The organism is Paraburkholderia ribeironis (genome assembly GCF_900019265.1).
Classification (GTDB): Bacteria; Pseudomonadota; Gammaproteobacteria; order Burkholderiales; family Burkholderiaceae; genus Paraburkholderia; species Paraburkholderia ribeironis.
The window spans coordinates 68738-81233 of record NZ_CYGX02000049.1 but is presented as its reverse complement, the minus strand read 5'-3'; the positions used below and the strand labels follow the sequence as shown (position 1 = coordinate 81233).

The 12496-nt window shown below is 62.8% G+C and carries 10 protein-coding genes, 1 tRNA gene and 1 pseudogene; 8 read left to right on the top strand and 4 right to left on the bottom strand.

Annotation, left to right across the window (positions count from 1 at the left end; genetic code table 11):
• Nucleotides 1–65 precede the first annotated feature (65 nt).
• From pstS to phoR, 7 genes and pseudogenes are all read left to right on the top strand, one after another.
• Nucleotides 66–749, top strand: a pseudogene (pstS, locus tag BN2475_RS22600) (phosphate ABC transporter substrate-binding protein PstS); the annotation flags it as partial.
• A 146-nt stretch (nucleotides 750–895) separates the two neighbouring features.
• A complete protein-coding gene (gene pstC, locus BN2475_RS22595; protein ID WP_094781725.1) occupies nucleotides 896–1897 on the top strand; it encodes a phosphate ABC transporter permease PstC in 1002 nt (333 codons plus the stop codon).
• Complete coding sequence (gene pstA, locus BN2475_RS22590; RefSeq protein ID WP_094781724.1) at nucleotides 1894–2790, top strand: phosphate ABC transporter permease PstA; 897 nt, start codon at nucleotides 1894–1896, stop codon at nucleotides 2788–2790. Before pstC ends, pstA begins: the two co-directional genes overlap by 4 nt.
• Nucleotides 2791–2807: 17 nt before the next feature.
• Entirely contained in the window at nucleotides 2808–3656 is an 849-nt protein-coding gene (gene pstB, locus BN2475_RS22585) for a phosphate ABC transporter ATP-binding protein PstB (RefSeq protein WP_094781723.1), read from the top strand.
• Nucleotides 3657–3684: 28 nt separating this feature from the next.
• On the top strand, nucleotides 3685–4389 hold the full coding sequence (phoU, locus tag BN2475_RS22580; protein WP_094781722.1) for a phosphate signaling complex protein PhoU: 705 nt from the start codon (nucleotides 3685–3687) through the stop codon (nucleotides 4387–4389).
• Nucleotides 4390–4415: 26 nt separating this feature from the next.
• Nucleotides 4416–5117: a phosphate regulon transcriptional regulator PhoB gene (phoB, locus tag BN2475_RS22575; protein WP_008922879.1), complete on the top strand. Its 702-nt coding sequence runs from the start codon at nucleotides 4416–4418 to the stop codon at nucleotides 5115–5117.
• A gap of 128 nt (nucleotides 5118–5245) precedes the next feature.
• Entirely contained in the window at nucleotides 5246–6559 is a 1314-nt protein-coding gene (gene phoR, locus BN2475_RS22570) for a phosphate regulon sensor histidine kinase PhoR (RefSeq protein WP_094781721.1), read from the top strand.
• An 84-nt stretch (nucleotides 6560–6643) separates the two neighbouring features.
• On the opposite strand, the gene ppk1 is transcribed toward phoR, so the two are convergent.
• Nucleotides 6644–8713, bottom strand: coding sequence for a polyphosphate kinase 1 (gene ppk1 / locus BN2475_RS22565; protein ID WP_094781720.1), 2070 nt, complete (start codon nucleotides 8711–8713; stop codon nucleotides 6644–6646).
• A 202-nt stretch (nucleotides 8714–8915) separates the two neighbouring features.
• Here ppk1 and ppx point away from each other — a divergent pair, with 202 nt between their 5' ends.
• Complete coding sequence (ppx, locus tag BN2475_RS22560; protein WP_245841487.1) at nucleotides 8916–10541, top strand: exopolyphosphatase; 1626 nt, start codon at nucleotides 8916–8918, stop codon at nucleotides 10539–10541.
• A 119-nt stretch (nucleotides 10542–10660) separates the two neighbouring features.
• Here ppx and BN2475_RS22555 read toward each other — a convergent pair whose 3' ends face one another.
• The 3 genes from BN2475_RS22555 to BN2475_RS22545 all read right to left on the bottom strand — a co-directional run bounded on the left by BN2475_RS22555 (nucleotide 10661) and on the right by BN2475_RS22545 (nucleotide 12461).
• Complete coding sequence (locus tag BN2475_RS22555) at nucleotides 10661–11473, bottom strand: GNAT family N-acetyltransferase (protein WP_094781718.1); 813 nt, start codon at nucleotides 11471–11473, stop codon at nucleotides 10661–10663.
• 201 nt (nucleotides 11474–11674) lie between these two features.
• Complete coding sequence (gene sixA, locus BN2475_RS22550) at nucleotides 11675–12133, bottom strand: phosphohistidine phosphatase SixA (protein WP_094781730.1); 459 nt, start codon at nucleotides 12131–12133, stop codon at nucleotides 11675–11677.
• Nucleotides 12134–12384: 251 nt separating this feature from the next.
• A tRNA-Pro gene (locus BN2475_RS22545) sits at nucleotides 12385–12461 on the bottom strand.
• Nucleotides 12462–12496: the final 35 nt, after the last annotated feature.

Genomic DNA, 12496 nt, shown 5'->3' with positions numbered 1-12496 from the left:
CAAGCAGAAGACGGCATACGAGATTCGCCTTAGTCTCGTGGGCTCGGAGATGTGTATAAGAGACAGCGGGCGAAGTGCTCGGCGACATCTACCTCGGCAAGATCAAGAAGTGGAACGATCCGGCGATCGTGGCGCTGAACCCGAAGCTCAAGCTGCCTGATCTGGACATCGCCGTGGTGCGCCGTGCAGACGGCTCGGGCACCAGCTTCATCTGGACGAACTATCTGTCCAAGGTCAACCCGGAATGGAAATCGAAGGTCGGTGAAGGTTCGACGGTCAACTGGCCGACCGGTACGGGCGGCAAGGGCAACGACGGCGTCGCGGCCTTCGTGCAGCGCCTGCCGGGCGCGATCGGCTACGTGGAATGGGCGTACGCGAAGCAGAACCACATGACGTACGTTGCGCTGAAGAACCAGGCGGGCGCCGTGGTCGAGCCGAAGACCGACACGTTCAAGGCAGCGGCAGCGGGCGCGGACTGGTCGAAGTCGTTCTACCAGATCCTGACGAACGAGCCGGGCAAGAACGCATGGCCGATCGTCGGCGCGACGTTTGTGCTGCTGCACACGACGCAGGACAAGGCACCGCAAGGCGCCGAAACGCTGAAGTTCTTCGACTGGGCGTTCAAGAACGGCACGCAAGCCGCAAACGATCTGGACTACATCTCACTGCCGGATTCGGTGGTGTCGGAAATCCGCACGCAGTGGAAGTCGAAGGTGAAGGACGCCGCGGGCAAGCCGATCGCCGAATAAGCGGCGCGTCTCGCAGCTGCATTGCGTAACACATTGGCCGTCCTCGTCCGGGGACGGCCAATGGCATTCATCCCCGGGATTACCGGCCGCACGACACGTGCCAACACGTGTCATGCGGCAACTGGAAACAGGTTCATCAGGCTCTCATGTCCGATATCCATTTAGCGTCCGGAGCAAGCGGGGCCACCCCGCCCGGTAGCGCGTCGCAGCAGAAAGCGCCGAGCCGCGCCGGCGACGTGATCTTCGGCGGTCTCACTCGGCTCGCCGCCATCGTCACGCTGTTGCTGCTCGGCGGCATCATCGTTTCGCTGATCATCGCGTCCATGCCGTCGATCAAGGAGTTCGGTTTGCGCTTCCTGTGGACCGCCGAGTGGGATCCACCCAGCAAGCACTTCGGCGCACTGGTGCCAATCTACGGCACGGTCGCCACCTCGCTCATTGCACTCCTCATCGCGGTGCCCGTCAGCTTCGGCATCGCGCTGTTCCTGACTGAACTCTCGCCCACATGGCTGCGCCGGCCGCTTGGCATCGCGATCGAACTGCTCGCCGCGATCCCGTCGATCGTGTACGGCATGTGGGGTCTGCTGGTGTTCGCGCCGATCTTCGCGACGTGGTTCCAGAAGCCGCTTGGCGCGGTGCTCGGCGGCGTTCCGTTTGTCGGCGCATTGTTCCGCGGCCCGCCGATCGGCATCGGCATTCTCTGCGCGGGTGTGATTCTCGCGATCATGATCATCCCGTACATCGCGGCGGTGATGCGCGACGTGTTCGAAGTCACGCCGGTGCTGCTGAAGGAGTCGGCCTACGGCATCGGCTGCACGACGTGGGAAGTGATGTGGAAGATCGTGCTGCCGTTCACGCGCAGCGGCGTGATCGGTGGTGTGATGCTCGGACTCGGCCGCGCGCTCGGCGAGACGATGGCGGTCACGTTCGTGATCGGCAACACCAATCTGCTCGACAACATTTCGCTGTTTTCACCGGGCAACAGCATTACGTCGGCGCTCGCCAATGAGTTCGCGGAAGCGGACCCGGGCCTGCATACCTCGGCGCTGATGCAGCTCGGTCTGATCCTGTTCGTGATTACTTTCATCGTGCTGGCGATTTCGAAGATCATGCTGCTTCGCCTCGAAAAAGGGGAGGGCGCGAAATGAGCCAGCCCTCGCTGAACATGCCCGGTTCGAACGACGCGGCCGCGCTCGAAGCGATGCGCGTGCGCCTGCAAGGCCGCCGCCGTGTGACGAACGTGATCGCGCTGACACTGTCGCTCGCCGCCATGGCCTTCGGTCTGCTGTGGCTCATATGGATTCTCTTCACGACGCTGCGCCTGGGTATCGACGGCTTGTCGGTCCAGCTGTTCACGCAATCGACGCCGCCGCCGAACACCGATGGCGGCGGTCTCGCCAATGCGATAGTCGGCAGCCTGCTGCTGGTGGGCCTCGCGACCCTGGTCGGGACGCCGATCGGCATCCTGGCCGGCGTCTATCTCGCCGAATACGGCCAGAAGGGCTGGCTCGCCAACATCACGCGGTTCATCAACGACATCCTCCTGTCCGCGCCGTCGATTGTGATCGGTCTGTTCGTCTATGCGCTGGTGGTCGCGAAGATGGGTCACTTCAGCGGATGGGCCGGCGTGTTCGCGCTCGCACTGCTGCAGATTCCGATCGTGATCCGCACCACCGAGAACATGCTGAAGCTGGTGCCCAATGCACTGCGTGAGGCGGCATTCGCGCTCGGCACGCCGAAGTGGAAGATGGTACTGTCGATCACGCTGAAGGCATCGATTGCCGGTATCGTCACCGGTGTGCTGCTCGCGGTTGCGCGGATTGCCGGCGAAACCGCGCCGCTGCTGTTCACGGCGCTGTCGAATCAGTTCTTCTCGCTCGACATGGGCCAGCCGCTCGCGAACCTGCCGGTGACGATCTACAAGTTTGCGATGAGCCCGTTCGCGCAATGGCAATCGCTCGCGTGGGCCGGCGTCTTCCTGATTACGCTCGCGGTGCTGGGATTGAACATTCTCGCACGCGTGATCTTTTCGAAAAAGTAAGGGCGGAGTGTAATCCGATGAATATGGCAGAAACTCAACTCAATCCGACCTCGCGACCCACCGCGCCCGCCAGCTCCGACCCCGTGCCGAGCGGCCGCGCCCAAGCGCCGTCGCGGCCGAAGATCGAAGTCAAGGACCTGAACTTCTTCTACGGCAAGTATCACGCGCTGAAGAACATCAATCTGCACATTCCCGAAGGCAAGGTGACCGCGTTCATCGGGCCGTCGGGCTGCGGCAAGTCCACCTTGCTGCGCACCTTCAACAAGATGTACGCACTCTATCCGGAACAGCGCGCCGAAGGCGAGATCCTGATGGACGGCGAAAACCTGCTGACTTCGCGACGCGATATCTCGCTGCTGCGCGCGCGCATCGGCATGGTGTTCCAGAAACCGACGCCGTTTCCGATGTCCATCTACGACAACATCGCGTTCGGCGTGAAGATGTTCGAAACGCTGTCGCGCTCGGAGATGGACGATCGCGTCGAATGGGCCCTCACCAAGGCCGCGCTGTGGAACGAAGTGAAGGACAAGCTCGGCCAGAGCGGCTACGGTTTGTCCGGAGGCCAGCAGCAACGGCTGTGCATCGCACGCGGTATCGCGATCCGTCCGGAAGTGCTGCTGCTCGACGAGCCGTGTTCGGCGCTGGACCCGATTTCGACGGGCCGTATCGAAGAGCTGATTGCCGAACTGAAGAGCGACTACACGGTGGTGATCGTCACGCACAACATGCAACAGGCGGCCCGCTGTTCGGACTACACTGCCTATATGTACCTCGGTGAACTGATCGAATTCGGCGACACCGAAAAGATCTTCATCAAGCCGGTCCGCAAGGAAACCGAGGACTACATCACCGGCCGCTTCGGTTAACCCGCCGGGCAATACAACGGAGTACGACATGTCCGATAAACATCTGTCCAGCCAGTTCGATGCCGACTTGAACCTGGTTTCGTCGAAGGTGCTCGAAATGGGCGGCCTCGTCGAATCGCAGATCGTCAACGCGATGCAGGCGCTCAACGAATTCGACCTCGACATCGCCGAGCAGGTGATCGCCGCCGAAGATCGTTTGAACACGATGGAAGTCGAGATCGACGAAGAGTGCAGCAACATCATCGCGCGCCGTCAGCCGGCCGCACGCGACTTGCGCCTGTTGATCGCGATTTCGAAGACCATCACGAACCTCGAGCGCGCCGGCGACGAGGCCGAAAAAATCGCCAAGCGCACCAAGCGTCTGATGGAAGACGGCGCGTCGCGGACCATCAATATCGCCGAGATCAAGCTCTCGGGAGAAATGGCGGTGTCGATCCTGCGCCGCGCGCTGGATGCGTTCGCGCGTCTCGATACCGTCGCCGCCGCGCAGATCGTGCGCGACGACAAGGCGATCGACGAAGAATTCCGCGCGTTCGTGCGCAAGCTGATTTCGTACATGACCGAAGATCCGCGTTCGATTTCGGTGGGCCTCGATTTTTTGTTCATCGCCAAGGCGATTGAACGGATCGGTGACCACGCGAAGAACATCGCCGAATTCATCATTTACATCGTGAAGGGCACCGACGTGCGGCACAAGTCGCGCGACGCGCTCGAACGCGAAGCACTCAGCTAATCCAGAGATAAGGACCCGAGGTGCCGATGCCCAGCAGCATTCTTGTCATTGAAGATGAGCCCGCTATTTCCGAACTGATTTCGGTCAATCTTCAACATGCGGGACACTGCCCGATTCGCGCGTACAACGCGGAGCAGGCGCACAACCTGATCAGCGACGTATTGCCCGACCTCGTCCTGCTCGACTGGATGTTGCCGGGAAAATCGGGCATTTCGTTCGCTCGCGATCTGCGCAACAACGAGCGCACCAAGCATATTCCGATCATCATGCTGACCGCACGCGGCGATGAACAGGACAAGGTGCTCGGCCTCGAAATTGGCGCGGACGACTACGTCACCAAGCCGTTCTCGCCGAAGGAACTGATGGCGCGTATCAAGGCGGTGCTGCGCCGCCGTGCGCCGCAGTTGACCGAAGACGTGGTCGCGATCAACGGCCTCAAGCTCGATCCGGCGACGCACCGCGTGGCCGCGCATGCCGAGGGCAGCGAGATCAAGCTCGACCTCGGCCCGACCGAATTCCGTCTGCTGCACTTCTTCATGACGCACCCGGAGCGCGTGCACAGCCGCACGCAGTTGCTCGATCAGGTGTGGGGCGATCACGTGTTCGTCGAAGAGCGCACGGTGGACGTGCATATCAAGCGCCTGCGCGCAGCGCTCAAGCCGGCCGGCTGCGATGCTATGATTGAGACGGTGCGCGGCAGCGGCTACCGGCTTGCGAAGAGCGCCTGACGCCGCATCGCAGCGCAGCGCGGCGCGAGCGCCGCCGCGCCGTACCGGTTCACCTATATCTGATTCGCAACGCCAGGCGCCGCCACTTCCATCCGGGCGCGTGGGCCTTCCTCTTCGATCGCTAGACCATGAACATCATCTGGGCGCGCTCCATTGTTTCGATCGTGCTGCTGGCTGTTCTGTGCGCGGTGGTCGGCGCACTCGTGAACGTCAAGGCAGCACTCGTTCTCGCGATCCTCATGCTGCTCGCACAGAGCATCTTCGGCACGTTTCATAAACAGCGCTTGTGGCGTTTGCTCGACGCGCCGGTGTATGGCGAAGTGCCGAGCGCGCCCGGCGTCTGGGGCGAAATCTACTATCGTCTGCACAAGCTCGCGAAGCGCTGGCATGCTCAGGTGCGCCAGGTCGAGCAGCAGCACTCGCGCTTCATCCAGGCGATCCAGGCGTCGCCGAATGGTGTGGCGATGCTCGACGACCACGACCAGATCGAATGGTGCAACGCGATTTCCGAGAGCCACTTCGGCCTCGATGCGAAGCGCGATTTGCGCCAGCACATCACACATCTGGTGCGTCAGCCCGATTTCGTCCGGTATCTGAATTCGCACCGTTACGAGGAAATGCTGATCATGCGCGGCATGGGCGACAAGCGCCAGAACGTGCTGTCAGTGCAGGTGTTTCCTTATGGCGAAAACCGCAAGCTGGTGCTGTCGCAAGACATCACCGAGCTGGAGCGCACCGATGCGATGCGGCGCGACTTCGTCGCTAACGTGTCGCATGAACTGAAGACGCCGCTCACCGTGCTGTCCGGTTTTCTGGAGACGATGCGCGAGTTGCCGCTGGGCGAGACCGAACGCGCCCGCTATCTCGAACTGATGGAGCAGCAGGCGTCGCGCATGCGCCATATCGTCAACGATCTGCTGGTGCTCGCGAAGCTCGAGGGCGACAACAAGCCGCCGAGCGATCAGATGATCGACATGCGCGCGGTGTTGCGGCACCTGCGCGACGACGCGCAAAGCCTCTCGAGCGACCATCACAGGATTACCTTCGACGCCGACGAAGGGCTGACGGTGACCGGTGTCGAAACCGAGATTCTCAGCGCGTTCGGCAACCTCGTGACCAACGCGATCCGCTACACGCCGGACGGCGGCGCGATCAAGGTGAGCTGGCTGGCGCAAGGCGGCAACGCGGTGTTCTCCGTCACCGACAGCGGCCTCGGCATTCCGGCTGCGGACATTCCGCGGCTCACCGAACGCTTCTATCGCGTCGATCGCAGCCGCTCGCGCGATACCGGCGGCACGGGTCTCGGCCTTGCGATCGTCAAGCACGTGCTGCAACGGCACGATGCGCAACTCGACGTCAAGAGCGAAGAGGGACGCGGCAGCACGTTTATCGTGCGCTTTCCGGTGTATCGCACGGCGCGCCGGCAACCGGCACCCGTTTGACGCGAGTGTCAGCGCAAAAAAACCGCCTGAAAAAGGCGGTTTTTTTATGCATGCGCGGATGGCTCGCCAACCCGGCGAACGCCGTCATCCTTGTGGACAGAATTTGCCCAGCAGACTCATCTGCGCGTTGCGCGAGGACTTGCCGGGGCGCCGCCGGCGATAGTGGCCGTCGCTTTGCATCAGCCATGCGGCCTGATTGTCGCCGAGAAAAGCCGACAGGCCCTCGGCGATCACGCGCCGTTTCAGCCGCCGGTTATTGACCGGGAATGCGACTTCCACGCGCCGGAAGAAGTTGCGGTCCATCCAGTCGGCGCTCGACAGATAGACCTGCTCCTTGCCATCGTCGTAGAAATAGAAGATGCGATGGTGTTCGAGGAAGCGCCCGACGATCGAGCGCACCGTGATGTTCTCCGACAGTCCCGGCACACCCGGCTGCAACGAACACACGCCACGCACGATCAGATCGATTTTCACGCCCGCTTGCGATGCTTCGTACAACTCAGCGATCACGGTGGGCTCGAGCAGCGCGTTCATCTTCGCGACGATGCGCGCCTTCTTGCCTGCACGCGCATGCTCGGCTTCGGCGCGAATCGCTTCGACCAGTTTCGGATGCAGCGAGAACGGCGATTGCCACAACTCGTGCAACGCCAGTTCGCCGCCAATGCCGGTCAGTTGCTGGAATACGTGATGCACGTCTTCGCAGATTTTCTGGTCGGCGGTCATCAGGCCGAAGTCGGTATAAAGACGCGCGGTGCGGGGATGATAGTTGCCGGTGCCGAGGTGGACGTAGCGCCTGAGCGCCGTCTTGCCGCCCTCCGACACGCGCCGCACGATCAGCATCATCTTCGCGTGGCACTTGTGGCCCACCACGCCGTACACGACGTGCGCGCCGACCGCTTCGAGCTGCGCGGCCCAGTTGATGTTGGTTTCCTCGTCGAAGCGCGCGAGCAGTTCGACCACCACCGTGACTTCCTTGCCGTTGCGCGCGGCCTGCATCAGCGCGTCCATCAGCGGCGAGTCGGTGCCGGTGCGATAGATGGTCTGCTTGATCGCCATCACGTTCGGATCTTTGGCGGCCTGCAGCAGCAGTTCGAGTACCGGCTGGAAGCTCTCATACGGATGATGCAGCAGCACGTCGCCCTGATCGATCACGTCGAACAGACTGTTGGCGTTGCCGATGCGCGGCGGTGTGGCGGGGATGTGCGGCACGAACTTCAGATCGGGCCGGTCCACCATTTCCGGCAGCTGCATCAGGCGCACCAGATTGACGGGGCCGTTCGCGTAATAGCAGTCCTTGTTGGACAGGCCGCTCTCATCGAGCAGGCGCCGCACGACATGCGCGGGCGTTTCCGCCGACACTTCGAGCCGCACCGCATTGCCGAGATGGCGCGCCGGCAATTCGCCCTGCAACGCAACGCGCAGATTGGTGATTTCGTCTTCGTCGACGAACAGCTCGCTATTGCGCGTGATGCGAAACTGATTGCAACTGCGTACCACCAGGTTCGGAAACAGCTCGCCGACAAACCGCTGCAGCAGCGAACTCAGCAGCACGAAGCCGTGCGGATAGCCTGACAGCGCCTGCGGCATGCGTACGAGCCGCGGCAGCGCGCGTGGCGCCTGGACGATGCCCATCATCGCCTGGCGGCCGAACGCGTCCTTGCCTTCGAGTTCGACGACGAAGTTCAGGCTCTTGTTGAGCACGCGCGGGAACGGATGCGCCGGATCGAGGCCGATCGGCGTGAGCACCGGCAGCAGCTCATCGAAGAAGTAGTTGCGCGCCCATTCGGTCTGCGCTTCGTTCCACGCTTCGGTGCCGTGAAAATAGATGCCTTCCTGTTCGAGCGCGCTGAGCACCGTGTCGTGCAGCATCGTGTATTGACGGTACACGAGCTTCTGCGCGCGTTCGACCACGAGGTCGTACACGTGTTGCAGCGACATGCCGTCCGGCGACAGTGCACCAGGGTTGTCGCGCATCTGTTCCTGCAGCCCGGCCATGCGGACTTCGAAAAACTCGTCGAGATTGCTGCTGGTGATGCAGATGAAGCGCAGACGTTCGAGCAAGGGGACGGCGGGGTCGGCAGCTTGTGCCAACACGCGCTCGTTGAAACCCAGAATGCCCAGCTCGCGATTCAATAAGGGATAGCGGATGGACATCGGCAGCGAGAATGGATTGTCAGGTAGGGAGGCAGAAAGACGCTCGGAAATTCTCACAGTATGATGACGTTCTTATGACGTTCACGATGTTTTAAATATTACGCCGTATTCGACGACTGTCGTCAATATGACGCAGTGTATATGGGACCATAGCGCACCCCCATCGCTGCGAGGTGACATCGTGAGGTCCGCTACGCTTAGAATGGCGTCTTTGAACAGCGCGGCCGGCAACAAGGGGCAGCGGGCGCGAGATGGAGCCGCGGCCCCCGCCGCTCTCTCCGCCGCCGCGCTCGCGCGCATGGAGTCCGCTTACCCGATGGTCAATACGCCACAACTCCTCGCTGCCGTGGATCTCGGTTCGAACAGCTTCCGGCTGATCGTGGGCCGGGTCGAGGAAACCGACGCGGGCAGCCAGATCTATCCGGTCGACGCGTTGCGCGAACCGGTGCGTCTGGCCGCCGGCCTGTCGCGCGACAAGATGCTCGATCGCGCGTCGCAGGTGCGTGGCTGGGACGCGCTCAAGCGTTTCGGCGAGCGGCTGCGCGACTTTCATCCGGATCACGTTCGCGCGGTCGCCACCAATACGCTGCGCATCGCCAAGAATGCCGCCGAGTTTCTCGGCGAGGCGCAGGCCGCGCTCGGCTTCCCGATCGAAGTGATTGCCGGGCGCGAGGAAGCGCGGCTGATCTACGCGGGCGCAGCACACTCCGTGCCGGCGAGCGCCGGCAAGCGGCTCGTGGTCGACATCGGCGGCGGCTCGACGGAATTCATCATCGGTTCGCATTACACGCCGATCAAGATGGAGAGTCTGTATATCGGCTGCGTGAGTCATAGCCGCACGTTTTTCCCGGCCGGCAATGTCGACGAATACACGATGCGTCAGGCCGAACTCGCCGCGGGCCGCGAAATCCAGATCATTTCCGCCGAATACAAAAAGACCGGCTGGGAGCAGGCGATCGGCTCGTCGGGCACGGCGCGCGCGTTGGCCGAATTGGTCGAGGCGAACAACTTCAACGATGCGGGCGTGACGCACGGTATTTCGCGCGGCGGGCTCGAGCGGCTCAAGCGGGCGTTGATCAAGGCGGAGAACGTCAATCGCCTGAAGCTGGTGGCGCTGAAGGCCGACCGCATTCCGGTGCTGGCCGGCGGCCTGTCGATCATGATCGCGGTGTTCGACGAACTCGGCGTCGACTACGTCGATACCACCGATGGCGCGTTGCGCCTTGGCGTGATGTACGACCTGCTGGGCCGTTCGCAGCACGAAGACATGCGTACGGTGACGGTTGAAGGCTTCATGCGCCGTTATGGCGTGGATCGTGCACAGGCGGCGCGCATCAGCAATCTGTCGGGGAGTTTCTACGACCAGTTCGCGGAGCCCGACGAAGAGCGCCGCGTGGAAAACCGCATGTTCATCGGCTGGGCGGCGGCGTTGCATGAGATCGGGCTGTCGATTTCGCACAGCGCCTATCACAAACATTCGGCCTACATCGCCAGCAACGCGGACATGCCGGGCTTTTCGCGTACCGACCAGGCGCGTCTCGCCGCGCTGGTGCTCGGCCACGCGGGCAAGCTCGGCAAGCTCTCGCAAACGCGCGAAGTGGAATGGCCGCTGCTATTCTGTCTGCGCCTCGCGGCGCTGCTGTGCCGCCGCCGCGCGGATGTCGGTTTGCCGGGGATCTCGGTCGCGCAGGCCAATGGCGGCTACGAGGTGCGCTTGCCGAACGAATGGGTGGTCAACAATCCGCTCACCGATTACAGCCTGATCCAGGAGGCCGCGGAATGGGAGAAGGTCGGCATTCCGTATCGCGTGGTCTATACGGACGATTGATCCGGCGTCATGTCGTGATCTGCGCGTGAATGAAAAAGCCCGGCGACCGCCGGGCTTTTTTTGCCGCGCGTCTACGCGTGTACGCGTCGACGCGCGTCCACGCGTATCACACGATGCGTTCACCGCGGCAATGCATCGCCGAGGAAGTGACGGGCATAGCGCGCATTGATATCGGCCAGACGGAACAGCGTCAGGAAGTCCGCGGTGTTGAAGTCCGGGTCCCATGCCGGCGCGCCGCAAATCTTCGCGCCGAGACGCAGATAGCCCTTTACGAGCGGCGGCGGCGCGACTTCGGCGCCGGTTTGCAGTTCATCGACCGGCAGCGGCGTGTGCGCGAACGCGCGATATTCCGGCGCCGTCAATGTGTTGTCGCGCAGCGAGCAATAGAGGTTTGCCGCGTAGTGGCCGCCGTCGACCATCGCGACGCTCGCGCATCCGAGCATCGTCTCGTAGCCATTGTGTTGCATGTACGCGGCGAGCCCGGCCCACAGCGACATGATCACCGAGCCGCTGCGATAGTCGGGGTGCACGCACGAGCGGCCCACCTCGACCATCTTCGCGCGCAGGTGCGTCAGACGCGACACGTCGAACTCGCTTTCCGCATACAGACGGCCGATGCGCGCGGCCTGGTGCGGCGGCAACGCGCGATACGTGCCGACCACTTTCAGCGTGTCGAGATCGCGCACCAGCAGATGATCGCAGTAGGCGTCGAATGCATCGACGTCGAGGCCTGCGGGGCCGCTCAGACGCGCGCCCATTTCGTCGGCGAACACGCGGTAACGCAGACGCTGCGCTTCGCGCAGCTCCTCGTCGGTACGAGCCCAGGTGACTTGCAGGCGATGCTGCGCGGTGACCGTTTCAGCGGCGCGCGGCAGACGACGCGACTCGAAGATCGAGGCGAGGGGCAGGGTGGGCGTCGGCAGTTCTCGCATTGGGGGTCCTGGTCGAAAAAAGGAAGGTTTCTTTTTTCGCCAATGTAGTAACGCCTGGTGACGCTTGCATGGCAAAGCTATGACGATTGGATGACTGCCCGTAAGCCGCGTGCGTGCGGGATGTAATACCGGCAGGCGGGCGCGCGAGCGTTGTATCCGCGCGACCTCGGCAGGTCCGCGTGTCTTGTCCTGCCCGCCGGTTCAGACCAGATCGGGGCTGATGGCTGCGCGCAACACGGCTTGTCCAGCGCCGTCACGCTCGCGGCTCGCGATCCACCACACGGCGCCCTTCTTCAGCGGCCAGCTTGCGCTGCCGTCGCCGAGCAACTGTGCGGCAACTTCGCCGAGCGTCGGTTGATGGCCGACGATCACCACGGTCTGCGCGACACCTTTTGGCCAGCCGGCCGCGCTGAGCACGTCGCTTGCACTAGCGCTCGGTGCGAGCTCGCGCACCACGCGATACTGGTCGCTCAGGGTCTCGGCGGTCTGGATGGTGCGTACCGCCGGGCTCGCGAGCACCACGGCATCGGCGGGCAGCCGGGCGCGCAGCCACTTGGCGACGCTTTGCGCCTGCTTGCGGCCGCGCGTGGTGAGGGCGCGGGCGAGATCGTTGGCGGCGAACTCTTCGGCTTCGGCGTGACGCCAGAGAATCAGGTCCATGCGTGTCTCCTTGATTCCTTGATGCGAGTTGCGGCGCATAGGGTGACCGCAAATATGGAATGCCGGTATTCAGGCACTGTCGCATGCCGGGTTGGTCGTCCGCAAGGCGCGCGAGCGGGTGGTGGTGGCTCAGGGGCCTGCGACGCTGACCCGGCCCGCGTCCGTACGAGCAAGCCCCACGCGTCAAAGCGCGAGCCCAAAAGCAAAAACCCGCGAAGCCGGAGGCTACGCGGGTTTTATCTTGCATTTCGTGGTCGGAGCGAAAGGATTCGAACCTTCGACCCTCTGATCCCAAATCAGATGCGCTACCAGGCTGCGCTACGCTCCGACGAATCCGAGATTCTACGTGGCATGGCATGTAGG

Excerpts from the sequence above, each read along its gene's own strand:
- pstC (WP_094781725.1), top strand. The coding sequence starts at position 896 with ATGTCCGATATCCATTTAGCGTCCGGAGCAAGCGGGGCCACCCCGCCC.
- pstB (WP_094781723.1), top strand. The coding sequence starts at position 2,808 with ATGAATATGGCAGAAACTCAACTCAATCCGACCTCGCGACCCACCGCG.
- BN2475_RS22555 (WP_094781718.1), bottom strand. The coding sequence starts at position 11,473 with ATGCGAGAACTGCCGACGCCCACCCTGCCCCTCGCCTCGATCTTCGAG.
- phoB (WP_008922879.1), top strand. The coding sequence starts at position 4,416 with ATGCCCAGCAGCATTCTTGTCATTGAAGATGAGCCCGCTATTTCCGAA.
- ppx (WP_245841487.1), top strand. The coding sequence starts at position 8,916 with ATGGCGTCTTTGAACAGCGCGGCCGGCAACAAGGGGCAGCGGGCGCGA.
- sixA (WP_094781730.1), bottom strand. The coding sequence starts at position 12,133 with ATGGACCTGATTCTCTGGCGTCACGCCGAAGCCGAAGAGTTCGCCGCC.
- ppk1 (WP_094781720.1), bottom strand. The coding sequence starts at position 8,713 with ATGTCCATCCGCTATCCCTTATTGAATCGCGAGCTGGGCATTCTGGGT.
- phoR (WP_094781721.1), top strand. The coding sequence starts at position 5,246 with ATGAACATCATCTGGGCGCGCTCCATTGTTTCGATCGTGCTGCTGGCT.
- pstA (WP_094781724.1), top strand. The coding sequence starts at position 1,894 with ATGAGCCAGCCCTCGCTGAACATGCCCGGTTCGAACGACGCGGCCGCG.
- phoU (WP_094781722.1), top strand. The coding sequence starts at position 3,685 with ATGTCCGATAAACATCTGTCCAGCCAGTTCGATGCCGACTTGAACCTG.